A 24,460-nucleotide genomic window follows, 5' to 3' on the forward strand; every position below is an offset into this window, starting at 1 on the left:
AGATTAGGCAACGTATTATTTTTCGTTATTTTTGTTAAAAAAATTAACATATTCCTTTTAAACAAATTACATGAGAATAGCCATCGTAGGAACTCGAGGGGTACCGAATCACTATGGAGGATTTGAACAATTTGCCGAATTTTTTTCAGTATATCTTGTTGATAAAGGACACGAGGTATACGTTTACAACACACACAATCATCCGTATCAAGAAAAAATATTTAAAGGAGTTCATATAATACACCAATACGACCCAGAATATAAGATTGGGACAGCTGGGCAATTCATCTACGATTTTAATTGTATCATGGACTCTAGGAAACGAAATTTCGATGTGATTCTGCAATTAGGATACACGAGTAATTCAATCTGGCATTTTCTATTACCCAAAGAAGCAATCATTATTACAAACATGGACGGAATGGAATGGAAACGTTCCAAGTATTCCAAGAAAGTACAAAAGATGCTTCGTTATGCTGAGAAGCTAGCAGTAAAAAGTAGTGATTACTTAATTGCGGATTCGATTGGTATTCAAAAATATCTAAAAGAAAGGTATCAAAAAAATTCTACCTATATTGCCTATGGAGCAACCACTTTTGATAATCCAGAAGTTGCTATTTTAGAAGAATATAAATTAGAACCCAATCAATATAATATGATATTGGCTCGATTAGAACCAGAGAACAATATTGAAACAATTTTAGATGCAACCGTTTTGAGTAAAACAACAGTCATAACAATTGTTATTGGGAACTACAATACAAAGTTTGGTCAGTATTTAAAAAACAAATACAAAGAAATTTCAACGATTCATTTTTTAGGAGCAGTTTATAATCTCAATCATTTGAATAATTTGAGGTATTATTCAATGCTTTATTTTCATGGTCACTCTGTAGGTGGTACAAATCCATCCCTGTTAGAAGCAATGGCCTCAAATGCGCTTATTTTAGCACACAACAATGATTTTAATAAATCGATTTTAAAAGAAAATGCATTTTATTTTAGTACTACCGAAGAACTTAAAAATTTAATTCAGACGATTGAAAAAAAGGATAACTTGCAAAAACTTGCCAATAATTTTAAGGCAATTGTTGAAGAATTCAACTGGAATAAAATTAATGATCAATATTTACAATTACTAGAATACAGTGTGGCAAAAAATTACTAATATTTTCACAAACCCAAAGGCAATTGTCTATACGCTAAGTGGTGTACTTATTACACTACCTATGGGGTATTTTATCAATACACTATCTGTAATTTTATTTGTAGTAACGACCATTTTTTGTGCTAAAGAGAATGGGTTTAAAATCAATAGAAAGCTAGTTCCATTGGTTTTAATTTACTTATTAATGTTAGTATCCGTACTTTGGTCTATAGATAGAGGAGCAACAATAAGTGCTTTAACCAAAGAATTATCACTCTTGGTTATACCAATTGCTTTTTTTATGATTCCAAACCTAACAAAAGAACAAACCCGTCTAATTTTTAGGAATTATAGTTACAGCATGGTATTCTATGGATTATTCTATTTAATCATTGCAACCATACGCTATGTTATATTTGAAGTAACAGATGTTTTTTTCTACCATGAGTTAGTAACGAAAGATGTTAATGCCATTTATGTATCTGTATTTATGTCATTTGCCATGTTCTTTTTTATTACAAAAAAATCAAAAAAACTTCTAGATAAAGGAATAATCATTTTCTTACTGATGATTGTATTTTTACTTTCTTCAAAAAATATTGTTGTTGTCGATATTCTATTAATAATATCCTATTATCTATTTAGCATAAAAACAGATTTAAAAACAAGAATAATCAGTATTGTTTTCTTGACTATTGGAATAATTGGACTTTTTTATGTTGGGAAAATAAAAGAACGATTTTTACATGAAAATCAGTCCAATATTCAAGAAGCATGGACCTGTACAGATTTTGGACAAAACTATTATTTACCAGGAACAGCTTTTCGGGTATATCAGTTTAGAATTTTTACAGAAATGCTCCAAGAAGACCCTATATTCTTTACAGGATATGGATTGAATGCCTCAAAACCTAAAATAGAAGCAAAAACAGTACAATATAATTTGCATAATGGATATGGAGGTTTTAATTTTCACAATCAATATACCCAAATTTTTGCTGAGTTAGGTGTTTTGGGATTTCTATTATTATTGTTAATATTATTTATAAATTTAAGAAAATCGATAATTAATAAAGATTTTCTTCATATTGCTTTTGCGATAACAATGATAATCCTATTTTTGACGGAATCATTTTTATGGAGACAACGAGGAGTAGTTTTTTTTACAATTATTTACTGTGTTTTTATTACTACTGATGTGATGTCAAAGAAGGTTATCTTAAAAAGAGATTAGAATAAATGAAAAGAATACTTATTACAGGTGCTGCGGGCTTTTTAGGATCACATTTGTGTGATCGATTTATTAAAGAAGGATACTTCGTTATTGGGATGGACAATCTAATTACGGGTGATTTAAAGAATATAGAACATTTATTTAAAGAAGCTAATTTTGAATTTTACCATCATGATATTACAAAATTTGTCCATGTACCAGGAGAGTTAGACTATATTTTACACTTTGCATCACCAGCTAGCCCAATAGATTATTTAAAAATTCCGATTCAAACCTTAAAAGTTGGCTCGTTAGGAACACATAATTTATTAGGTTTAGCAAGAGTAAAGAAATCAAGAATATTAATCGCATCCACATCAGAAGTATATGGAGATCCGTTAGTACATCCGCAAACAGAAGATTATTATGGGAACGTAAATACAATTGGACCAAGAGGCGTATATGACGAAGCAAAGCGTTTTCAAGAATCGCTAACAATGGCCTACCATACGTTTCATGGTTTAGAAACAAGAATCGTAAGAATATTTAATACCTACGGTCCAAGAATGAGGCTAAATGATGGTAGAGTAATCCCTGCATTTATAGGACAAGCATTAAGAGGAGAAGATCTAACCATTTTTGGAGATGGGATGCAGACACGCTCATTTTGTTATGTAGATGACCAAGTGGAGGGCGTTTTCAGATTATTACATAGTGATTATGCAGAACCAGTAAATATTGGAAATCCAGATGAAATTACAATCAAAGATTTTGCAGAAGAAATTATAAAACTGACTGGCACAGAACAAAAAGTAGTATACAAACCACTACCAATTAATGACCCACTACAAAGGCAACCAGATATTACACTGGCCAAAAAACTTTTAGGATGGGAACCTAAAGTATCCCGCGAAGAAGGGATGAAAATTACCTATGATTATTTCAGGAATTTAACTGCTGAAGAGCTAAAAAATGAAGATCATAAAGATTTTACAAAGTACATTATCTAGTGAGAAATAATACAGGAAGATATTCAGGGTATATAAGACCATTTTCATATTTGATTGACTTAGTCATTATCAATGGCGCTTCTATGGTATTATTGCCAGAAAATTTTCATTCCCTGTATTTATGGGGTTTTTTAAGCCTTTCTTGGATAATAATTGCAATGAATATAGGCTTTTATGAAGTCTATCGTTATACAAAAGTACTTACGATTTTTAATAAAATATTCAAACAATTTTCGCTCTTTACAATAGTATGTTTTGCCTTTGCAGGATTTTATACAAAGTATTCAGAATCAGAGATAATTTTATATTTCACTATTATATCAATAGTTTTAATATCACTAATTAAGCTATTTATATACTATTTTTTAAGGAAATACAGAGTCCTATATGGCGGTAACTATAGAAAAGTAGTTATTGTAGGAAAAGGGAAAAGCGTAGGGCAATTGATCAATTTCTTTACAGAAAATCCAGATTATGGCTATAAGCTCGTCAATGTATTTAACCTAGAAACAGATAAAAGAGAACAGATAAATGAATGTTTTTCTTTCGTTTTAGAGAATAAAGTGGATGAGATTTATTGCTCCCTTTCAGATTTAAATAATAATGAAGTAAATGAATTCATTGATTTTACAGATAACAATCTTAAAATATTAAAATTTTTACCAGACAATAAAGAAGTCTTTGCTAGAAATCTAACATTCGATTATTACGATTATATCCCTGTTATTTCTTTACGAAATATCCCATTAGATAATACATTGAATAAAGTATTAAAAAGAACCTTTGATATTTTGTTCTCATTATTGATCATTTTAGGGATATTAACATGGTTGATTCCTATACTAGCCATATTCATTAAATGGCAGTCCGAAGGACCAATCTTTTTTAAACAAAAACGTAACGGATTAAATTATCAGGAATTCTATTGCTATAAATTTAGATCAATGGAAATTAATGATATGGCCGATTTACATCAAGTTACCAAAGATGATCCAAGAATTACCAGAATAGGAAGATTCATTAGAAAAACTAGTATTGACGAATTACCACAGTTCTTTAATGTACTATTAGGCGATATGTCTGTAGTAGGTCCTAGGCCGCATATGGTGAGCCATACGGAGATGTATGCACGTCGCATAGACAAGTTTATGGTACGCCACTTTATCAAGCCAGGAATCACAGGATTAGCACAAACCAAAGGATTCCGCGGGGAAGTTGAAAATGACACAGATATAATCTTTAGAGTGAAATACGATATTTTCTATCTTGAAAACTGGTCGCTTCTATTAGATGTTAAAATTGTTTTTATGACTTTATATAATGCTCTCAAAGGAGAAGATAAAGCATATTAATCATACCCTTCAAGATTTAATTTCTGTAGCCCTTCTAAGGCTAAATTCACTGTTTCTGGTATAAAGTATACCAGATGGTTAATAGTTTTTAATAAAATAATTATTTTTTGAAAACAAAAGCCATTAATTTTGGGAACTAATAAACAACAACACACACATCATGATAATTTTACTATTAGGTTCAGGAGGAAGAGAACATGCATTAGCGTGGAAAATGTTACAAAGTGCGAAATGTTCTAAACTATTTGTTGCGCCAGGAAATGCTGGAACAGAGCAAATTGCAACGAATGTAAATATAGCGCCAACAGATTTTGTAGCAATTAAAGACTTTGTAATTGATCAAAATATTGAAATGGTTGTGGTAGGGCCAGAAGATCCACTAGTTCTTGGAATTCACGATTTCTTTTTGGCAGATGAAAAATTAAGAGATATTCCTGTAATTGGACCATCAAAACTAGGAGCAAAACTAGAAGGAAGTAAAGAATTCGCGAAAGAATTTTTATTAAAACACAGAATACCAACACCAGCATACCATAGTTTTACCAAAGAAACGGTACTAAAAGGACACCATTTTTTGGAAACATTACACCCACCATATGTTTTAAAAGCAGATGGTTTAGCAGCTGGTAAAGGAGTTTTAATTTTGCATGATTTAGAAGAAGCAAAACAAGAACTAACCAATATGCTTGTGGATGAAAAATTTGGTGCTGCAAGTTCAAAAGTAGTTGTAGAAGAGTTTTTACACGGAATAGAATTGAGCTGTTTTGTTTTAACGGATGGTAAGAACTATAAAATACTACCAACGGCTAAAGATTATAAAAGAATAGGAGATGGTGATACAGGACTTAATACAGGTGGTATGGGAGCAGTTTCTCCAGTTCCATTTGCAGATAAAGCACTATTAGAAAAAATAGAAAATAGAATTGTTAAGCCTACTATTGATGGATTACACCACGATGGGATACCGTATAAAGGTTTCATCTTTATAGGTCTTTTTAATGTAAATAATGACCCATACGTTATTGAATATAATGTAAGAATGGGCGATCCAGAAACAGAAGTTGTAATCCCAAGATTAAAAACAGATTTAGTAGAACTATTCGAAGCTGTAGCCAATCAAACATTAGATAAAATTGATCTGGAAATTGATAGTAGAAGCGCTACAACAATTATGGTTGTTTCAGGAGGTTATCCAGAAGACTATGAAAAAGGAAAAGTTATTGTAGGATTGAATTCTGTAGAAGATTCATTAGTATTTCATGCAGGAACAAAAATGGACAATGGCCAAGTAGTTACAAATGGTGGAAGAGTATTAGCAATAACTTCATTCGGGGAAAACTTCGAAGAAGCCATAAAAAAATCTTACCAAAATATAGATAAACTAAATTTTGATAAGATGTATTTTAGAAAAGATATAGGTTTCGACTTATGATAAGAACGAATGGGCGCTAGTATCTTGATTTTCTTCGTTGTTGTCTTTGTGGAGTTTCAATTGCTTTACCCAGTAAACAATTGATGCAATACAAATAATTGCAAAAATCCAACTCATGATATTAGCGACCCACCAGTTTTCCAATTCTAATTTTCTTAGAAAGTCCATTGGTATAAATAATATCTTTTCAAATAAGTATTGTATTCCTTCAAAAAAAGCTTTCATCTCTAAACAAGTATTATATTTACAATCACAAAAGTATAAAATATCCACATGATAACAAGTGTTTTTAGTAAATCAAGACCTATAAATTATATTTTAGTTACAATACTTCTTGTTTTAGCCTTTTTATTATGCCAATTAAACACTTCAGAATGGATTCATTCTTTTGCAAAAGTGGTAGATAAGATATTGTTATTGTGCGTTTTAGTATGTTCTGTTTTTGTCTCGAATTTCATCACGAAGAAAAATGGACTAAGCAAGGATAATAGTTATTCCTTTTTGTTATTTTTCGCTTTTCTAATCCTTTTTCCTACAATATTTGTAAATACGAATATTATTATTTCGAATTTTTTCGTCTTGTTAGCCTTAAGACGTCTTATTTCGTTGCAATCATTAGTCACACCCAAAGAGAAAATTTTCGATGCCTCTTTCTGGATTTGTATGGCAGCCCTCTTTCATTTTTGGAGTATACTATTTATTCTATTGGTCTTTATATCCATAATATTCCACGTTTCACGTGATTACAGAAATTGGATTATACCCTTTATTGCATTTTCTGCAGTAGTGATTATTTATGTTTTAGCAGACTTAGTGTTTGATAAAACATTGATATTTAATTTATTAGATAAAGTTGGCGTTGAATTTAATTTCCAATATTTTGATAATAAATTTCAGAATATTGCCTTTGTATTCTATACAGTAGTGGCAGTAGTATTTCTATTCAATCAGATATTTACCATGAATAGTAAGCCAATTAACCTACATGCATCGTATAAGAAAATAATTTTCACCTTTATAATTGGAGTAGTTGTATTTGTGTTATCAACACATAAAAACAATAGTTTCCTTGTTTTTACATTTGCACCCATGTCAATAATGGGCGCAAATTTAATTGAATCATTTGAGAAATATTGGATGAAAGAAGCATTAATTATTATCCTATTATTGGTAGGAATGATTATCTACATCTCTCAATTACCTTCGGCTATTTTATAGTTTGTTTCCGTAAGCTAAATCACCAGCATCACCAAGCCCAGGAACAATATAGTTTTTTTCATTTAAACACTCATCAAGAGCAGCTACCCAAAGATGGCAGTTATCGGGTAAATTCTTTTTCAGGAAATCAATACCTTCTGGAGCTGCAATAACTACCGCAATATGAATTTCTTTTGGAGTACCACGCTCCATCAATTTATTGTAAACGGCAACCATGGAATGACCTGTGGCCAACATAGGGTCGATTAACAAGAAGTTTTTATTCTCAATAGAAGGAACTGCTTGATATTCAACAGCTATTTCAAAATAATCATCATTATTCGGGTGATGTCTGTAAGCAGAAACAAAACCATTTTCAGCATCATCAAAGTAGTTTAAAAAACCAATATGCAAAGGCAATCCAGCTCTCAAGATTGAACAAAGAACAAGTTTATCCTCCAGTTCAGTGGTTTGTTTTATACCTAAAGGAGTAGTGATTTCTATTGTTTTATAATTCAGATCTTTACTTAATTCATAAGCCATGATTTCTCCAATTCGCTCAATATTTCTACGGAAACGCATGCTGTCTTTATGGACGTCTACATTTCTGATTTGACCTAAAAAATGATTTAAAATACTGTTCCCTTCTGAAATGTAATGGATATGCATATGCTAAGATTAAAATGTGTTAGTTTGTTAAAAGTATAAAAAGTATATTTGTATTCAAAAATGTAAAGATATGTTTTCCAAATTAGCCTACCCTATATTTGAACAAAGTATTCAGGATTATCACAAGTTTGATAATGTAGATCAACCCATCAATAATCCATATCCAAAGGATAAAATTGAGCATTTATTATATTTAAAAAACTGGATTGATACAGTTCAATGGCATTTTGAAGACATCATTCGTGATCCAAAGATTGATCCGGTAGAAGCTTTAAAATTAAAAAGAAGAATAGATGCATCCAATCAGGAACGTACTGATATGGTCGAGTATATTGATGGATATTTTCTTCAAAAATACAGTGATGTTAAAGTAAAACCAGGTGCGAAAATTAATTCTGAAAGTCCAGCTTGGGCAATTGACAGATTATCAATTTTATCATTGAAAATTTATCATATGAATGAAGAAGCAACTCGTGCTGAAGCAACACCAGAACACAGAGAGAAATGTCAAATAAAACTGAACGTTTTATTAGAACAAAGAACAGATCTTTCGACTGCAATTGACGATTTATTGACCGATATTGAGAACGGAGATAAATTCATGAAAGTGTACAAACAAATGAAGATGTACAATGATGAAGAATTAAACCCTGTTTTATACCAAAACAAGTAATAATTTTTAAGATTGTCATCATCCAATAAACATATAGCTGTCATTCGACTATCCGCAATGGGAGATGTCGCAATGACAGTTCCTGTTATTCGGGCAGTAGTAATGCAATATCCTGAATTAAAAATTACAGTAGTTTCTCGACCTTTTTTCAAACCTTTTTTTGAAGGTATTCCCAATGTTACCTTCTTTCCGATTGATTTGAATGAAAGACATAAAGGATTTTTTGGGCTCCTTCGGTTATTCAAAGACTTAAAGAAACGCAAGGTTGATGCCTTTGCGGATCTTCATAATGTAATGCGGTCCAAAGTAGTACGAACACTATTTACATTGAATGGAATCCCAGTTGCAGCAGTAGATAAAGGAAGAGAAGAGAAGAAAGCACTAACAAAATTGGAGAATAAAACATTGAAGCAATTAACTTCAATGTTTGAAAGACATGTAAAGGTATTTGCAAAGTTAGGATTTCCAATATCGATTCAACATCCAGTTTTTCCTCCAAAATATTCATTAGAAACCAATGTAACTTCTGTTACGGGAGAAAAAACACAAAAATGGATCGGAATTGCCCCTTTTGCCCAATATGAATCAAAGGTTTATCCACAAGATTTAATGCAAGAAGTTATTGATAAACTTGCAGTAAATTCAGACTATAAAGTCTTTCTTTTTGGAGGTGGAGCAAAAGAAATTGCTGTACTAGAAGAACTAGCAAAAAGCAAAGAAAATGTAATTGTAGTGGCTGGGAAAATTAAATTCCAAGAAGAATTACACCTCATTAGTAACTTAGATGTTATGTTGAGTATGGATTCTGGAAATGCTCACATTGCTGCAATGCTAGGAATACCTGTAATCACATTATGGGGAGCAACACATCCATTTGCAGGATTTTCACCATTTAATCAACCACTTGAAAATGCAATAGTTTCGGATAGAGAACAGTATCCTTATTTACCTACTTCAGTCTATGGAAATAAACAAGTAGAAGGCTATCAAGATGCCATGAGAACGATTGTACCCGATACCGTAGTTGAAAAGATAAAAAGCATATTATAAAAAAAGCCCGATAATTTATCGGGCTTTTTTTATAACTATCGTTTATTCATTTTAGACATCATCATAATCTACATAAAGATCTGAAGAAGTAGGATGTGCTTGACACGTAAGGATTAATCCTTGTGCAATTTCGCCATCTGTCAATATTGAGTTTTTCTTCATTTCAGCCGTTCCATTAGTAATACGAGCTAAACAACTACTGCAAATTCCACCTTGACATGAATAAGGTGCATCAACACCTTGTTTTAAGGAAGCGTCAAGAATTGTTTGCTGCTGTGACATCACAAAAGATGTTTCTTCGTCATCTACTAAAACGGTAATTTTGGTATGTCCATCTAAAGATTTTTCAATGATATGCTCTTCTGTAGAGGCAGTGAACAATTCAAATTTGATTTTCTTTTCAGGGACATTATTTTCTTTTAATACATCGCTAACGATGTTGATCATCTCTTCAGGACCACATAAATAAAATGTACGGAATTCAATTTCTTTATGTTTGTTTTTCAATACAAAATTTACTGTTGAACGCTCAATACGTCCAAAAAGTTCTCCTTCGATTTTTGATTGACTATAAACATAGTGTACAAAAAGACGACCTGTAAATTGCATCTGCAAGTCATGTAATTGTTTATGGAAAATAGTGTCCTCAGGAGTTCTATTTCCATATACTAATACAAAAGAACTCAAAGGTTCGTTGATTAATATAGTGCTTAGTATTGACATTATAGGAGTAATACCACTACCAGCAGCAAATGCAGCATAGTTTTTTTGCAGAGATGAATCCGGTTCAAAAACGAATTTCCCCTCAGGTTTAGCAACATCAAGAAAGTCACCTACTTTTAATTGCTCATTAGCATAAGTAGAAAAAACACCATTTGAAACAGCTTTAATAGCGATTCTTAATTCTTTAGAATTACTTGGAGAACAAATTGAATAAGCTCTGCGAATTTCTTTCCCGTTAAGGGTTGTTTTTAAATTAAGATATTGACCAGCAGTAAAATTATAATCGGCTTGTAATGACTCCGGCACATCAAAAAGAACAGAAACTGCTTTTGATGTTTCACGTTTTATTTCTTTTATTTTTAAAGAATGAAAAGTTGACATAGGATAAATTTATGCCGCAAATATAAGGACTAATTAAAGAAATTACCAATGTAAACAAATGGATAATCCTAAAAAGGAGCTACCGCTTTATTTGTTTTTAAATGTAGAGGAATAAGTTGGGGGTTGAGAAAGGTAAATTATGGGATAAAAAGAGGTTTTTTTACAAGACGCTGTGCCAGACCTAATAATTTGTACATTTGTGAAACCTATAAAAATCAAGGATTACAACGATGGTTGAAACCGCCTTTGTTACTTAGGAGATTTAAATTTAAAATATTATTATGAGCATTAAGAATTACTCTTTAATCATGTTATTTTTTGTGTCAACACTCGCAGTAGCACAGAAAAAGAAACTTACAGTTGATGATTTTGATACCTGGAAAAGAATTGAAAAAACACAACTCTCAGAAAATGGAAAATATTTAGTGTATGAATGTAATCCCGGAAATGGAGATGGGTCATTAGTGATTACAAATACAGAAACTAAAGAATCAAAAACAATACAACGGGGGTATGATGCTCAAATAAGTGGAAATAGCACATTTGTAACATTCAAAATAAAACCACAAATAAAGCTGCGAAGAAAAGCAGAAACAAAAAAATGGAAAAAAGATAAACTCCCAACCGATTCATTGGGGATATTTGTCTTTAAAACCAAAGAAATAAAAAAATATCCAAACCTTAGAGGCTTTGAAGTTCCAAGTGAAGGGGGAGAATGGATTGCTTACAAAACGGTATTGAAGCCGATTAAAGTAAAAGATACCACTAAAACAGAGGTAAATAAGAAAAAAGACGAGAAGAAGAATGATACGATTGTAATAGCATACAACCCTATTTTAAAAGATAGTTTGAAATTCTCTGATGTCAAAAATTTCAGTTGGTCAAAAAAAGCAAATAAATTGATGTTGAGTACTGAGAAAAAGAAAGACTCCATTACGCAATCGACAATAGTATATTTTGATGCCGATCTTAAAAAAACAGATACTGTTTTTAAAGGAAAAGGAACAATTATAAAAACAGCAATTGAAGAGAAAGGTGAAAAATTCGGCTTTTTATTCTCAAAAGATACCACGAAGATTAAAAGATATGAACTTTATAAGGGAACCAAAGAAAACGTTACAGAATTAAAAAGCGGATCCATTAAAAAAATTCCAAACAATTGGACACCATCAGATAAAGGAGGGATGTATTTTTCAGAAAATGGTAAACGATTATTCTTTGGAACAGCATTCGTAGAAATGGAGAAACCAAAAGATACCATTCTGAATATCGAAAGAGCGGGACTAGATGTTTGGGCATGGACCGATAAAGACTTACAGCCTCAACAAAAAATTAATCTAAAAAAAGATCAGAATAAAACATATACAGCAGTTTATGATTTTGAGTTAAATAAAGCGATTCAGTTATCAGACACATTAGTGCCAGAGCTTTCAATATTAAATAAAGGAGATAAAGACTTTAGTATAGGAACAAATGGAAACGCATACAAAAGATCATCATCATGGGATGGACTATGGATTCAAGATTTTTATAAAGTGAATATAAATACCGGAGAAAACACACTTTTGGTTAAAGCACAAAATAAAGTATGGATTGGTGGAGCCCAAAAATATGCGATGTATTACAATAGAAAAGACAGTATTTACTATTCTATTAATTTAATTACAAACGAGCAAATAGCCTTAACAAAAGGACTAAAAGTTCCATTTTATGAAGAAAAAAATGACCAACCTAGTGAACCATATCCATATGGTGTAGCAGGATGGGATGTTGAGGATAAAGCTGTTTTTGTTTATGATCGATATGATATTTGGAAATTAGACCCTAAAGGGAAAAAAGAACCACAGAGAATAACAAAAAACGGAAGAGAAGAGAAGAAAGTATACCGCTACATTCAAATGGATGATAAAGCAGTATCTATTGATACAAAGAAGGAAGTTCTTCTGTCTGTTTTTGAGGAAAAAACCAAAAGAGCAGGATATGCACAATGTAATCTGAATAAGATAAAAACACCTGAAATTTTATTAGGAGGAGACTATATGCTCAATACTCCCAAAAAAGCAAAAAACAGTAAAGAGATATTCTATACAAAACAAACATTTGTTGAATATCCAGATGTTTTGGTTACAGCAAACAACTTTAAAACATCAACGAAACTATCAGATGCCAACCCACAACAAAAAGATTATAAATGGGGAAGCGTAAGCCTAGAGACTTGGAAAGCCTATGATGGAGTAGAATTAGAAGGGTTATTATACAAACCAGAGAATTTTGATCCAAATAAAAAATATCCAATGGTGACTTATTTCTATGAGTTAAATTCAGAGACCTACCATGCACATTATGTTCCAGCACCAAGTAGATCAACAATTGGAAAACCATTTTATACAAGTAATGACTATTTAGTATTTGTACCAGATATCGTTTATAAAGTTGGATATCCTGGACAAAGCGCATACAACTGTATTGTAAGCGGTGTGGATGCAATGATTGCAAAATATCCATATGTAGATGAAAAACATGTTGCACTTCAGGGCCAAAGCTGGGGAGGATATCAAACCGCATATCTAGTAACAAAGACGGATAAATTTGCGGCTGCAATGGCAGGAGCACCTGTAAGTAATATGACCAGCGCATACGGTGGAATTCGTTGGGAATCTGGAATGAGTAGAATGGCACAATATGAGCACACACAAAGTAGAATAGGAACGACACTTTGGGACAACTTAGATTTATACCTTGAAAACTCACCATTATTCTCTGCTCCTAAAGTAAAGACACCACTTTTATTAATGCATAACGATAATGATGGTGCGGTGCCATGGTATCAAAGTATTGAATATTTTGTTGCACTACGTCGATTAAATAAACCAGTATGGATGCTTAATTATAATAACGAACCACATAATCTTAAAGCAGAAAGTTGGGGGAATAGAAAAGACCTTTCTGTTCGAATGATGCAGTTTTTTGATCATTATTTAAAAGGAAAAGAAGCACCAGAGTGGATGTTAAAAGGACGTTCTGCGGTTGACAAAGAAAAAAATAAAGGATAATAGAAGAGTAGATAAAAACCATTCATCTTCGGGTAAAAAAGCCACACTTAAATGCAAGTGTGGCTTTTTTGCATTATTATATTCAGTATTTTTAGCGAGAATAAAAGGAGATTCATGCTTTATTTTTAAGAATTAATAACTGTTTTTTAAAAAAATTAAAAAATAATTTAATTTTTTGTAACGAATCATGAAGATGCTCTACTAACTCATTAAACCAAGACTTAAATAGTATGTTTAAAAAATTAATTACGCTGGAATGGAAGGCATTTACAAGATCAGCATCCTTTGGAACGAATGTCGTCTTAAAAATATTTATGATTTTAGGAGCCGTTTATTTTATTGCTCTTTTTCTAATGATGGGAATCGGGTCCTTTTATATTATAAAAGAGAAGTTCAATGTTGATCCATTAGTTTTCGTTAATAAATTTTTGATTTATTACCTGATATTCGATTTGATTATTCGAATGTTTTTTCAGAAAATGCCCGTAATTAATATTAGGCCATTTCTGTATGCACCGATTCAAAAATCAGTAATTGTGAATTTTGCTTTAGGAAAAACAGTACTCTCCTTTTTCAATTTTTTACATGCATTTTTCTTTGTGCCATTTACGGTTGTGTTATTAATTAATGGCTATGATCCTCTACATGTTATTCTTTGGCATATTGCAATGTTCGCTCTGATATACTCGAATAATTTTTTGAATTTACTCATTAACAATAAAGACTACCTGTTCTATATTTTTATCTCAGGTGTTATTGCGCTAGGAGCCTTACATTATTATGGGATATTCGATATAACAAACTATTCATCCGTGTTTTTTGATGGATTATTTAGTAGCTACTATTATTTCCTATTACCAGTTATTTTACTAGGAGTGTTTTATTATATAGCATATCAATATTATAAAAGTAACTTGTATTTGGATACAGGATTAGCAGTTAAGCAAGATGTAGCAGAAACTCAAAATCTGACTTGGTTAGATCAATTTGGAACAGTTGGAACATTTCTAAAAAATGATATTAAATTAATAACAAGAAACAAACGTTCAAAAACAACCATCATAATGAGTGTAATATTTCTTTTTTATGGATTATTATTCTTTACAAATTCAATAGAAGTATACAGTAACCCAGTATGGAAAATCTTTGCTGCAATATTTGTTACAGGAGGGTTCCTATTCACATTTGGACAATTTGTACCAAGTTGGGATAGTAGTTATTACCAATTGATGATGAGTCAAAACATCCAGTACAAAGACTATTTAAATTCAAAATGGTGGCTGGTTGTTATTGCGACGGTATTCTCTACACTAATCTGCTCGTTCTATATTTATTTTGGTTGGGATGTATACTTTGCAATAATTGTAGCCGCAATTTATAATATTGGAGTAAACTCGCACTTGGTTCTTTTAGGAGGAGCTTATATAAAAACCCCAATAGATTTAAGTTCAAATAAAAACGCTTTTGGAGACAAACAGGCCTTCAATGTAAAAACGATGCTGTTAACGATACCGAAGCTTATTCTGCCGATGATTTTCTATGCTATAGGATTTTATATCTTCAATTCGACAGTAGGGTATTTATTTGTCGCCCTAGCAGGAGTATTAGGTTTTGCTTTCAAATGGAATGTTTTCAATAGGATTGAAAAAGTATACAAAACAGAAAAATACAATACGATAGCAGCGTATAAACAAAAAAAATAAAAAAAACGATAATTCATTATCATAAAAATATAAAGTCATGATACAAGTAAAAAATCTTTCTAAAAGCTATAATGGAGTAACAGTTCTGAACATTGAAAACTTAGAAATTACAAAAGGTCAGAGCTTAGGATTAGTAGGGAATAATGGAGCCGGTAAGACTACTTTTTTCAGTCTATTACTGGATTTAATACAACCTACGACAGGAGAAATAATTAATAACGATGTACAAGTAAATACTAGTGAGAAATGGAAACCATTTACAGCTGCATTTATCGATGAAACATTTTTGATAGGATACCTGACTCCAGAAGAATATTTCTATTTCATAGGAGAGTTAAGAGGTCAAAATAAAGCCGATATAGATTCATTTTTAGTAAAACACGAAGAATTTTTCAATGGAGAAATATTAAAAAACAAAAAATACTTACGCGATTTATCAAAAGGGAATCAGAAAAAAGTTGGGATTATTGCAGCATTAATTGGTAACCCAGCAGTAATTATTTTAGATGAACCCTTTGCTAACTTAGATCCTACAACGCAATTTCGTTTGAAAAAAATCATCAAAGAATTAGCCGCAAATCCAGAAGTGACAGTATTGGTATCAAGCCATGATATCCTACATACTATTGAGGTTTGTGATAGAATTGTAGCATTAGAAAAAGGACAAGTAGTAAAAGATATTAAAACATCTGCAGAAACTCTAGAAGAATTAGAGACATTCTTTGCAGTGTAATAAACAGTAAAAACAAGGAAAATTACGATGCTCATCAAAAGTCTGGATTGTAGTTTTCCTTTGTTTATTTGAGGTATTTAGGGCAAAGTTCAGATAACTTCAACTATAATAGCAAAAACTTCATGAATATTTTCGGTATATCAAAAAGAAACGTATTTTTACCAGTCATTATAATAAATGAAGCTTTTAAAAGTTTTAGGATAAAAACCGTTTTACATTGAAAAACAGCGTACTTAAATACTCCATACTTACAGGACTCTTCCTATTTTTGATAGCTTGCTCTACCAAAAAAAATGCATTCTTAAACCGTAATTTTCATGCTGTTAATACAGAGTACAATATTCTGTACAATGGAGGTATAGCACTAGAAACGGGAATAAAAGATTTAAAGACACAATACAAAGATAATTTTTGGGAGATTTTGCCTATTGAGCGTATGCAAATCAAAGAAAAAAAAATAGGTACTGAGGAAACAAAAAACACAAACTTTGAAAGAGCCGAAGAGAAAGCAATTAAAGCGATCCAGAAGCATTCAATGAATATTGAAGGAGGAGAAAAAAATCCTCAAATGGATGAAGCCCACATGCTATTAGGAAAAGCCAGATATTACGATCAAAGGTTTGTTCCAGCATTAGAAGCATTCAATTATATACTATACAAATATTCCAATAGCGATAAAATCTATGAGGCCAAAGTATGGCGTGAAAAGACAAATATCCGAATGGAAAATGATGCACTTGCAGTTAAAAATCTAAAGAAATTATTGGAAGATGTTAAGTTTAAAGATCAAGTTCGTGCCGATGCAAACGCTATACTATCACAAGCCTATTTAAACTTAGAAGAAAAAGACAGTGCTATTATGGCGCTGAAAGAAGCAACTTTTTTCACAAAAGAAAATGAAGAAAAAGCAAGATACCGCTTTATTCTAGGTCAACTTTTTGATCAAGCAAAACAGAAAGATAGTGCTATGATTGCCTATCAGTCTGTGATTGATATGAATAGAAAATCACCAAGACGCTATGTGATTCAAGCCCATGCAAAACAAGCTCAATACTTTGATTTTGAAAAAGGAGACAAAGTTGCTTTTGTAGAAAAATACACGAAGTTATTAGAAGATAGAGAAAACAGACCCTTTTTGGATGTTTTGAATCATCAGATGGCTTTGTTCTATGAAAAATCAGGAGAAGAAGCATTAGCCGTTAAATTTTATAATAAATCATTACGTTCGAAATCAGAAGACAACTATTTAATGGCTTCTAATTACCGAAATCTGGCGATTATTAATTTTGATAATGCGAAATACCCCGTTGCTGGACAATACTATGACAGTACATTAGTACGATTAGATAATAAAACCAGAGAATACAGAGATATTAAAAAGAAAAGAGAAAACTTAGTTGATGTTATTAAATATGAAGCTATTGCGCAAGTAAATGACAGTATTCTGCGTATTGTGGCAATGTCTGAAACAGATAGAACCAGTTTCTTTGAAAAACATATTGAAAGACTAAAAAAAGAAGAGGAAGCTAGAAAAGCATTAGAAGAAGCTAAAAACCAAGCAGCAGCATCAAGTTCAAGTAATAATCAGAATCAGATGATGACTGATGAGCAGTTAGCCGCGCAGAGTAAGATGATAATGAAATCAGATCTCTCAACGGCAGCTCCACAAACTGTGTTAGGACCTAAAGGACAAAGTACTAGTGGTACAGGCCCATTTTATTTTTACAACCCTACAACGGTAGCTTATGGTAAAAATGAATTCAAGAAAAACTGGGGAAATCGTCCATTCAAAAATAATTGGAGACTTTCAGGAGGATCATCAAAAGGAGGATCGGATAATGAAGATGAAGATAATACAGTAGCAGACGGAGAAAAGAAAGAAGAAAAAATAAATCCGAAATTTACAGTCCCATTTTATTTAGACCAATTACCAAAAGATCAAAAAGCGATAGACAGTATAGCGAAAGAACGCAATTTCGCGTACTATCAATTAGGATCAATCTATAAAGACAAATTCAAGGAATACCCACTGGCTTCAACAAAATTTGAAAAACTGTTGACATTCAATCCAGAGGAAAGATTAATATTGCCATCAATGTATAACTTGTATAAAATATACGAAATTACAGATAAGAATAAGGCGCAAGCAATGAAAGAAAGGATAACCAATCTATATCCAGATTCAAGATATGCACAAATTATAAACAGTTCAAATAGTTCTGACGCAGCAATACAAGAAAGCCCAGAGGTTGTTTATAAGAAACTGTTTAAAGTATATGAGAGTGGACAGTATAAAGTAGTTCTTGAGCAAGTAGAAGGACTAATAGAGCAATTCGATGGAGAGCCAATTGTATCTAAATTCGAATTATTAAAAGCAAATACACTAGGGAAATTAAAAGGTGTTGAAGAATATAAAAAAGCATTAAACTATGTAGCGTTGAATTACCCTAACAGCGATGAAGGGAAACAGGCAGAGGGTTTATTGAAAACAAATATTCCTTTATTAGAGCAAATGGATTTCAATAAAGTAGCTCCTATTAGTTGGAAAATACTATACAAAGTAGGTGGTAATGAGGAAGTTAGAATCAAAAGCATAGAAGAGAAAATCAAGAAATTTATTGCAGATAGAAAATCAGAGAGACTAACAACGTCATTTGATAATTATACAATGGATAATAATTTTATAGTTATTCATGGAATTAGAACAGAAGCAGAAGCAAATGATTTTGTGGCTGTTTTAAAAGAATACAAAGCATACAAATTAAATGATCCCGCAACTGTAATATCAAATGATAATTATAAAGTAGTTCAAATCAAAAAGAATTTTGAGGACTATGTAAATATTAAAAAACAATAATAATGTTTGATAAATCCCCCAAAGCGACAAAAGACTTATTTGGTAAAACGAATAGAATAGTAGAAGGAACGATAATAAAAGGAGATATCATTTCACAAGCAGATTTCAGATTAGATGGAGAGCTACTTGGAAATTTCACTTCAGACGGAAAAATAGTTATTGGACCTACAGGTAAAGTTGTTGGAGATATCCGCTGTTTAAATGCAGATATTGAAGGTAAATTTGAAGGCAAAATAGAAGTAGCTGAGGTTTTAAATATAAAATCGAAAGCAAAAATAAAAGGAGAAGTTATTGTTGGAAAGTTATCTGTTGAACCAGGAGCGGAATTTAGTGCGTCCTGCGTAATGAAAGGCAGTATGAAAGCTATAAACCCAAACAATGGAAGACAACAACAACCCGAAGAAAAAACCGCTTAATGCTTATCTAAAATTCTCTGCAATTGCATTCCAGATGGGAATTATTATTGCAGGAGGAACCTTTCTAGGAGTTTGGTTAGATAAGAAATTCCCAAATGAATTTTCAGGATTCACTATTGTAGGGTCACTGCTGGCAGTATTTATTGCCCTATATATCGTAATCAAGCAATTACAACAAATCAATAAAGACAAATCATAGAATAAACCAATATGTTATCTAAACTAGTTCATTTTTTAAAAAATTTATTTCTTTTTACATTAGTTATAGGAGGGATTCAATTTCTCATCATGAGATTCCTATTCGAAGAACAATCCTTCTATTACAATGCATTTGCAATCTACGGGTTTCTATATCTTATTACCAGTTTAATCTATTTAGCAGTACTCTATATTAATTATAATTTTAGTGACTATACAGGCTATGCATTTATGGGAAGCAGCCTTTTAAAAATGTTTATTGCGATACTTTTTCTAATACCCGTATTAACCTCAAAAGAAGGTAATACACTTAGAGATTTAATGGCATTCTTTATTCCCTATTTTTTGTTTTTAATATTTGAAACGGTGTTTGTGGTCAAGCTATTACATGCTGATAAGGAGAAAACTATTTGATTATCAATAAGTTTAAATATGTCAAAAAAATATTTTTATTAACTATATTTTGTTAATTAAATAATTTACCTTTGCACCAAATTTTACAGACCACGAACTCAACATATAAGTAAAGTAAGATGATTGCAAGAAATTCTATTAAACATTTGGTTGCATTATTGATTTTTTTGTTGCCAGTAGCAATGAACGCTTCTGATGCAAATCAAAAACACAATGAAAAACCTGAAGAATTTAATGCCACTGAAATGATTATGCATCATATTGCAGACTCACATGAATGGCACTTTTTTGGGAATACTACCTTACCACTTCCAGTGATATTAAAAACGGATAGTGGGATTGTGACGTTCATGTCAAGTGAATTTCACCATGACAACACAGGAAGTCATGTAGTTACAAAAAACGGACAGAATTTCGTAAAACTTCACGAGAAAATTTATCAATTAAATAGCGGAGAAACGGCTTTATCATTAAATGAGAAGCACGAAGTAACAAATGCTGTTAAGCCATTAGACTTATCAATTACAAAAAACGTTTTTGCGATGTTTATTACAGTTGCATTAATGTTAATGTTGTTCTTGCCAATGGCAAAATCATATAAGAAAAATACACAGGCTCCAAAAGGAATGAGCAACTTACTAGAAACATTTGTAATGTTTATTAGAGATGATATTGCACGACCTAATATTGGAGAAAAGAAATATATGAAATTCATGCCTTTCCTATTAACTGTTTTCTTTTTTATCTGGATTACAAACATGCTAGGATTAGTTCCAGGTGGAGCTAACGTTACGGGTAATATCTCTATTACGGTAGCCTTAGGATGTGTAACACTATTCTTGATTTTAATTAATGCTAATAAAGATTATTGGAAACACGTATTATGGATGCCAGGAGTACCTACATTTGTAAAGCCAATTTTAGCAGTAGTAGAATTACTAGGAGTTTTCATCAAACCAATCGCATTAATGATACGTCTTTTCGCTAATATTACAGCAGGACATATTATTATCTTGAGTTTATTAGGTTTGATCTTTATTTTGAAAAATGCAGGTATTGCAGGAGTTTCAGTTCCATTCGCTTTATTCATTAGTGTATTGGAATTGTTAGTAGCCTTTTTACAAGCTTTTATATTTACCATGTTGTCAGCACTATTTATTGGTATGGCAGTGGAAGAACACGAACATCATTAATAATTAATTTTTAATATTTATTCTTATGGAATTATTACACGCAGGTTTGGCAGCTATTGGAGCTGGTATTGCAGTTTTCGGTGCTGGTTACGGTGTTGGTAAAGTAGGTTCGTCTGCAATGGACGCTATCGCTCGTCAACCAGAAGCAGCTTCTAAAATTCAAACAGCAATGATTATCGCTGCTGCACTTATTGAAGGTGTTGCTCTTTTTGGAGTAGTTGCCGCTTTATTAGGTGTATTGAAGTAATTGAAATTTAAACATTGCTATCAACGGTTGGTTGATAGTAATGTTTTTTTGATTTGATGTTTTTTTAATAAAATATATACTATGGATTTAATAACTCCCGAAATTGGATTGTTTTTTTGGCAAACAGTAACGTTTATCATTTTATTGTTGCTTTTAGCAAAATTTGCTTGGAAACCTATTCTAGGTGCTATCTCAGTACGTGAAGAAGGTATTAACAGTGCTTTGGCTTCAGCTGAACAAGCACGTAAAGAAATGCAAAACCTGAAAGCAGATAACGAACGTATTTTACAAGAAGCACGTGCTGAGCGTGATTTGATGATGAAAGAAACTCGTGAGATGAAAGAGAAAATGATTGCTGATGCAAAACATGAAGCGCAAGTTGAAGGTGGACGTATGATGGAACAAGCAAAAGCTGCAATCCAGAATGAAAAAAATGCAGCTATGGCTGAATTAAAACAACAAGTATCAACGCTTTCTCTTGAAATTGCTGAAAAGTTATTAAGAGAAGAATTATCTAACAAAGATGCACAAGTAAAATTAGTGGATCGTATGTTAGGTGATGTTACCTTAAACTAATTTATTATGTCAGGTACAAGAGCAGCTATTCGTTATGCAAAAGCAGTTTTAGAATTAGCAAGTGCTAGTTCAATTGCTGAAGAAGTAAACAATGATATGTCATTGATTGCTTCAACAATCAAAAACAATGCAGAGTTAAATACTTTTATAGAAAACCCAACAGTTAAAGTAGAAGTAAAAGAATCAGCATTATTAGAGGTTTTTGCTTCAACGAATCCTTTGATTAAAAAATTATTCCATTTGTTATTTGAAAATAAAAGATTTGAAATTCTAGAGCAAATTGCTGTACAATACAATTCTTTATTCGATGAATTAAACGGTATAGAGATTGCAAAAGTAACGACGGCATTTGAATTAACTCCAGAATTAGAAGCTAAAGTATTAGCTAAAATTAAAGAGTTTTCAAATAAATCAATTACTATTCAAAATGTAGTTGATCCAACAATTATTGGAGGATTTATTCTAAGAATAGGTGATAAGCAATATAATGCATCAGTTGCCAATAGATTACAAGTATTAAAAAGAGAGTTAAGTAATTAGTTATTTACCACACATATAGTGTACAAAGTATAAATTAAGATGGCGGAAATTAAACCTGCTGAAATTTCAGCAATATTAAAAAAGCAACTATCAGGTTTTGAATCTGGTGCTACGCTAGAGGAAGTAGGAACAGTACTTCAAGTAGGAGATGGTATTGCCCGTATTTATGGGTTATCAAATGTTCAATATGGTGAGCTTGTAGAGTTTGAAAACGGACTTGAAGCAATCGTATTGAATCTTGAAGAAGATAATGTAGGAGTTGTACTTTTAGGGCCATCAACTGGAATCAGAGAAGGTTCAACTGCAAAAAGAACACAACGTATTGCGTCTCTTAAAGTAGGAGAACAAATGGTAGGCCGTGTAGTTAATACACTTGGTTTCCCAATCGATGGTAAAGGACCTATTGGTGGAGAATTATATGAAATGCCTTTGGAGCGTAAAGCACCAGGAGTTATTTTCCGTCAGCCAGTTACTGAACCATTACAAACAGGTGTGAAAGCAGTAGATGCTATGATTCCTGTAGGTCGTGGACAACGTGAGTTGGTTATTGGTGACCGTCAAACTGGTAAAACTACAGTTTGTTTGGATACTATCTTAAATCAAAAAGAATTTTACGATGCAGGAAAACCTGTATTTTGTATATATGTAGCTATTGGGCAAAAAGCTTCAACAGTTGCGAATATTGCTAAAACATTAGAAGAAAAAGGGGCAATGGCTTATACAGTAATTGTTGCTGCTAACGCTTCTGATCCATCTCCAATGCAAGTTTATGCTCCTTTTGCAGGTGCAGCTATCGGAGAGTATTTCCGTGATACAGGTCGTCCAGCTTTGATCGTTTATGATGATTTATCTAAACAAGCAGTAGCTTACCGTGAAGTATCATTATTATTACGTCGTCCACCAGGACGTGAGGCGTACCCTGGAGACGTTTTCTATCTTCACTCAAGATTATTAGAGCGTGCTGCTAAAGTAATCGCGGATGATGATATCGCAAAAAACATGAACGACTTACCAGATTCATTGAGACCAATCGTTAAAGGTGGTGGATCATTAACGGCATTGCCAATTATTGAAACACAAGCTGGTGACGTTTCTGCTTATATCCCAACAAACGTAATTTCGATTACTGATGGACAGATATTCTTAGAGTCTGACTTGTTTAACTCTGGAGTAAGACCAGCAATCAACGTAGGTATTTCTGTATCTCGTGTTGGAGGTAATGCACAGATTAAATCAATGAAAAAAGTTGCTGGAACATTAAAATTAGATCAAGCACAATTCCGTGAATTGGAAGCATTTGCTAAGTTTGGTTCTGATCTAGATGCAGTTACATTAAATGTAATTGAAAAAGGTAGACGTAACGTTGAAATCTTGAAACAAGCAATCAATGACCCATTTACAGTGGAAGATCAAGTTGCTATTATTTATGCAGGTTCTAAAAACTTATTAAGAACAGTACCTGTTAATAAAGTAAAAGAATTCGAGAAAGACTATATTGATTACTTGAACAACAAACACAGAGATACATTAGATGCTTTAAAAGCAGGTAAATTTACTGATGAGATCACGGATGTATTGGAGAAAGTAGCAAAAGAAGTTTCTGCAAAATATAACAAATAAGATTTTTAGTATAGAGTATTGAGAAGTGATTTACTCCTCAATACTCCTTACTCAATACTATAA

The 24,460-nt window shown here is 32.0% G+C and carries 23 protein-coding genes; 20 read left to right on the forward strand and 3 right to left on the reverse strand.

What is annotated here, in order from left to right:
• Positions 1-70: 70 nt before the first annotated feature.
• The 5 genes from P6733_RS06835 (at position 71) to purD (ending at position 6,154) form a co-directional block, all read left to right on the forward strand.
• Positions 71-1,168 carry a DUF1972 domain-containing protein gene (locus P6733_RS06835; protein ID WP_306351278.1) on the forward strand — a complete coding sequence of 366 codons (1,098 nt, stop codon included), beginning with the start codon at positions 71-73 and terminating at the stop codon, positions 1,166-1,168.
• The gene (locus P6733_RS06840) at positions 1,149-2,381 is read left to right on the forward strand and encodes an O-antigen ligase family protein (RefSeq protein WP_306351281.1); all 1,233 of its coding nucleotides are present in this window, start codon (positions 1,149-1,151) and stop codon (positions 2,379-2,381) included. Before P6733_RS06835 ends, P6733_RS06840 begins: the two co-directional genes overlap by 20 nt.
• Positions 2,382-2,386: 5 nt before the next feature.
• Complete coding sequence (locus P6733_RS06845) at positions 2,387-3,370, forward strand: UDP-glucuronic acid decarboxylase family protein (protein ID WP_306351283.1); 984 nt, start codon at positions 2,387-2,389, stop codon at positions 3,368-3,370.
• Positions 3,370-4,722: an undecaprenyl-phosphate glucose phosphotransferase gene (locus P6733_RS06850; protein WP_306351285.1), complete on the forward strand. Its 1,353-nt coding sequence runs from the start codon at positions 3,370-3,372 to the stop codon at positions 4,720-4,722. Before P6733_RS06845 ends, P6733_RS06850 begins: the two co-directional genes overlap by 1 nt.
• Positions 4,723-4,882: 160 nt before the next feature.
• Positions 4,883-6,154 carry a phosphoribosylamine--glycine ligase gene (gene purD, locus P6733_RS06855; RefSeq protein WP_306351287.1) on the forward strand — a complete coding sequence of 424 codons (1,272 nt, stop codon included), beginning with the start codon at positions 4,883-4,885 and terminating at the stop codon, positions 6,152-6,154.
• Here purD and P6733_RS06860 read toward each other — a convergent pair.
• Entirely contained in the window at positions 6,149-6,379 is a 231-nt protein-coding gene (locus P6733_RS06860; protein ID WP_306351289.1) for a DUF6341 family protein, read from the reverse strand. The two genes, purD and P6733_RS06860, sit on opposite strands and share 6 nt — an antisense overlap.
• A 48-nt stretch (positions 6,380-6,427) precedes the next feature.
• On the opposite strand from P6733_RS06860, the gene P6733_RS06865 reads away from it, so the two are divergent.
• On the forward strand, positions 6,428-7,372 hold the full coding sequence (locus tag P6733_RS06865; RefSeq protein WP_306351291.1) for a DUF6427 family protein: 945 nt from the start codon (positions 6,428-6,430) through the stop codon (positions 7,370-7,372).
• Here the strand turns inward: P6733_RS06865 and upp are convergent.
• Positions 7,367-8,020 carry a uracil phosphoribosyltransferase gene (gene upp / locus P6733_RS06870; RefSeq protein ID WP_306351293.1) on the reverse strand — a complete coding sequence of 218 codons (654 nt, stop codon included), beginning with the start codon at positions 8,018-8,020 and terminating at the stop codon, positions 7,367-7,369. The genes P6733_RS06865 and upp overlap by 6 nt on opposite strands.
• 70 nt (positions 8,021-8,090) lie before the next feature.
• Here upp and P6733_RS06875 point away from each other — a divergent pair, with 70 nt between their 5' ends.
• Together P6733_RS06875 and P6733_RS06880 are read left to right on the forward strand one after the other, a co-directional pair.
• Entirely contained in the window at positions 8,091-8,693 is a 603-nt protein-coding gene (locus tag P6733_RS06875; RefSeq protein ID WP_306351295.1) for a DUF4254 domain-containing protein, read from the forward strand.
• Positions 8,694-8,750: 57 nt separating this feature from the next.
• Complete coding sequence (locus P6733_RS06880) at positions 8,751-9,743, forward strand: glycosyltransferase family 9 protein (RefSeq protein ID WP_306352109.1); 993 nt, start codon at positions 8,751-8,753, stop codon at positions 9,741-9,743.
• 51 nt (positions 9,744-9,794) lie between these two features.
• On the opposite strand, the gene P6733_RS06885 is transcribed toward P6733_RS06880, so the two are convergent.
• Positions 9,795-10,847: a ferredoxin--NADP reductase gene (locus P6733_RS06885; protein ID WP_306351297.1), complete on the reverse strand. Its 1,053-nt coding sequence runs from the start codon at positions 10,845-10,847 to the stop codon at positions 9,795-9,797.
• Between the two features lie 281 nt (positions 10,848-11,128).
• Here P6733_RS06885 and P6733_RS06890 point away from each other — a divergent pair, with 281 nt between their 5' ends.
• The 12 genes from P6733_RS06890 (at position 11,129) to atpA (ending at position 24,397) form a co-directional block, all read left to right on the forward strand.
• A complete protein-coding gene (locus tag P6733_RS06890; protein ID WP_306351299.1) occupies positions 11,129-13,900 on the forward strand; it encodes an alpha/beta hydrolase family protein in 2,772 nt (923 codons plus the stop codon).
• A gap of 230 nt (positions 13,901-14,130) precedes the next feature.
• Positions 14,131-15,603, forward strand: coding sequence for a DUF5687 family protein (locus tag P6733_RS06895; protein WP_306351300.1), 1,473 nt, complete (start codon positions 14,131-14,133; stop codon positions 15,601-15,603).
• A gap of 37 nt (positions 15,604-15,640) precedes the next feature.
• Positions 15,641-16,336 (forward strand): ABC transporter ATP-binding protein, encoded by a 696-nt coding sequence (locus P6733_RS06900; protein WP_306351303.1) that lies wholly within the window; start codon positions 15,641-15,643, stop codon positions 16,334-16,336.
• Positions 16,337-16,553: 217 nt separating this feature from the next.
• Positions 16,554-19,193 (forward strand): type IX secretion system periplasmic lipoprotein PorW/SprE, encoded by a 2,640-nt coding sequence (gene porW / locus P6733_RS06905; RefSeq protein ID WP_306351304.1) that lies wholly within the window; start codon positions 16,554-16,556, stop codon positions 19,191-19,193.
• Between the two features lie 2 nt (positions 19,194-19,195).
• Positions 19,196-19,609, forward strand: coding sequence for a bactofilin family protein (locus P6733_RS06910; protein WP_306351305.1), 414 nt, complete (start codon positions 19,196-19,198; stop codon positions 19,607-19,609).
• Positions 19,572-19,808, forward strand: coding sequence for an AtpZ/AtpI family protein (locus P6733_RS06915; RefSeq protein WP_306351306.1), 237 nt, complete (start codon positions 19,572-19,574; stop codon positions 19,806-19,808). Before P6733_RS06910 ends, P6733_RS06915 begins: the two co-directional genes overlap by 38 nt.
• A gap of 89 nt (positions 19,809-19,897) precedes the next feature.
• Positions 19,898-20,221, forward strand: a complete 324-nt coding sequence (locus tag P6733_RS06920) for a hypothetical protein (protein WP_306351309.1) — start codon at positions 19,898-19,900, stop codon at positions 20,219-20,221.
• Between the two features lie 119 nt (positions 20,222-20,340).
• Positions 20,341-21,414 carry a F0F1 ATP synthase subunit A gene (atpB, locus tag P6733_RS06925; RefSeq protein WP_306351310.1) on the forward strand — a complete coding sequence of 358 codons (1,074 nt, stop codon included), beginning with the start codon at positions 20,341-20,343 and terminating at the stop codon, positions 21,412-21,414.
• Positions 21,415-21,439: 25 nt separating this feature from the next.
• Positions 21,440-21,661: an ATP synthase F0 subunit C gene (gene atpE, locus P6733_RS06930; protein ID WP_306351313.1), complete on the forward strand. Its 222-nt coding sequence runs from the start codon at positions 21,440-21,442 to the stop codon at positions 21,659-21,661.
• Positions 21,662-21,742: 81 nt separating this feature from the next.
• Positions 21,743-22,237, forward strand: coding sequence for a F0F1 ATP synthase subunit B (locus P6733_RS06935; protein ID WP_306351314.1), 495 nt, complete (start codon positions 21,743-21,745; stop codon positions 22,235-22,237).
• A gap of 6 nt (positions 22,238-22,243) precedes the next feature.
• Positions 22,244-22,777: an ATP synthase F1 subunit delta gene (atpH, locus tag P6733_RS06940; RefSeq protein WP_306351317.1), complete on the forward strand. Its 534-nt coding sequence runs from the start codon at positions 22,244-22,246 to the stop codon at positions 22,775-22,777.
• Between the two features lie 39 nt (positions 22,778-22,816).
• On the forward strand, positions 22,817-24,397 hold the full coding sequence (gene atpA, locus P6733_RS06945; protein WP_306351319.1) for a F0F1 ATP synthase subunit alpha: 1,581 nt from the start codon (positions 22,817-22,819) through the stop codon (positions 24,395-24,397).
• Positions 24,398-24,460 lie beyond the last annotated feature (63 nt).

The organism is Flavobacterium aerium, from assembly GCF_030766725.1.
Classification (GTDB): Bacteria; Bacteroidota; Bacteroidia; order Flavobacteriales; family Flavobacteriaceae; genus Flavobacterium; species Flavobacterium aerium.

Excerpts from the sequence above, each read along its gene's own strand:
- P6733_RS06835 (WP_306351278.1), top strand. The coding sequence starts at position 71 with ATGAGAATAGCCATCGTAGGAACTCGAGGGGTACCGAATCACTATGGA.
- P6733_RS06845 (WP_306351283.1), top strand. The coding sequence starts at position 2,387 with ATGAAAAGAATACTTATTACAGGTGCTGCGGGCTTTTTAGGATCACAT.
- purD (WP_306351287.1), top strand. The coding sequence starts at position 4,883 with ATGATAATTTTACTATTAGGTTCAGGAGGAAGAGAACATGCATTAGCG.
- P6733_RS06860 (WP_306351289.1), bottom strand. The coding sequence starts at position 6,379 with ATGAAAGCTTTTTTTGAAGGAATACAATACTTATTTGAAAAGATATTA.
- P6733_RS06865 (WP_306351291.1), top strand. The coding sequence starts at position 6,428 with ATGATAACAAGTGTTTTTAGTAAATCAAGACCTATAAATTATATTTTA.
- upp (WP_306351293.1), bottom strand. The coding sequence starts at position 8,020 with ATGCATATCCATTACATTTCAGAAGGGAACAGTATTTTAAATCATTTT.
- P6733_RS06875 (WP_306351295.1), top strand. The coding sequence starts at position 8,091 with ATGTTTTCCAAATTAGCCTACCCTATATTTGAACAAAGTATTCAGGAT.
- P6733_RS06880 (WP_306352109.1), top strand. The coding sequence starts at position 8,751 with ATGGGAGATGTCGCAATGACAGTTCCTGTTATTCGGGCAGTAGTAATG.
- P6733_RS06885 (WP_306351297.1), bottom strand. The coding sequence starts at position 10,847 with ATGTCAACTTTTCATTCTTTAAAAATAAAAGAAATAAAACGTGAAACA.
- P6733_RS06890 (WP_306351299.1), top strand. The coding sequence starts at position 11,129 with ATGAGCATTAAGAATTACTCTTTAATCATGTTATTTTTTGTGTCAACA.
- P6733_RS06895 (WP_306351300.1), top strand. The coding sequence starts at position 14,131 with ATGTTTAAAAAATTAATTACGCTGGAATGGAAGGCATTTACAAGATCA.
- P6733_RS06900 (WP_306351303.1), top strand. The coding sequence starts at position 15,641 with ATGATACAAGTAAAAAATCTTTCTAAAAGCTATAATGGAGTAACAGTT.
- P6733_RS06910 (WP_306351305.1), top strand. The coding sequence starts at position 19,196 with ATGTTTGATAAATCCCCCAAAGCGACAAAAGACTTATTTGGTAAAACG.
- P6733_RS06915 (WP_306351306.1), top strand. The coding sequence starts at position 19,572 with ATGGAAGACAACAACAACCCGAAGAAAAAACCGCTTAATGCTTATCTA.
- P6733_RS06920 (WP_306351309.1), top strand. The coding sequence starts at position 19,898 with ATGAGATTCCTATTCGAAGAACAATCCTTCTATTACAATGCATTTGCA.
- atpB (WP_306351310.1), top strand. The coding sequence starts at position 20,341 with ATGATTGCAAGAAATTCTATTAAACATTTGGTTGCATTATTGATTTTT.
- atpE (WP_306351313.1), top strand. The coding sequence starts at position 21,440 with ATGGAATTATTACACGCAGGTTTGGCAGCTATTGGAGCTGGTATTGCA.
- P6733_RS06935 (WP_306351314.1), top strand. The coding sequence starts at position 21,743 with ATGGATTTAATAACTCCCGAAATTGGATTGTTTTTTTGGCAAACAGTA.
- atpH (WP_306351317.1), top strand. The coding sequence starts at position 22,244 with ATGTCAGGTACAAGAGCAGCTATTCGTTATGCAAAAGCAGTTTTAGAA.
- atpA (WP_306351319.1), top strand. The coding sequence starts at position 22,817 with ATGGCGGAAATTAAACCTGCTGAAATTTCAGCAATATTAAAAAAGCAA.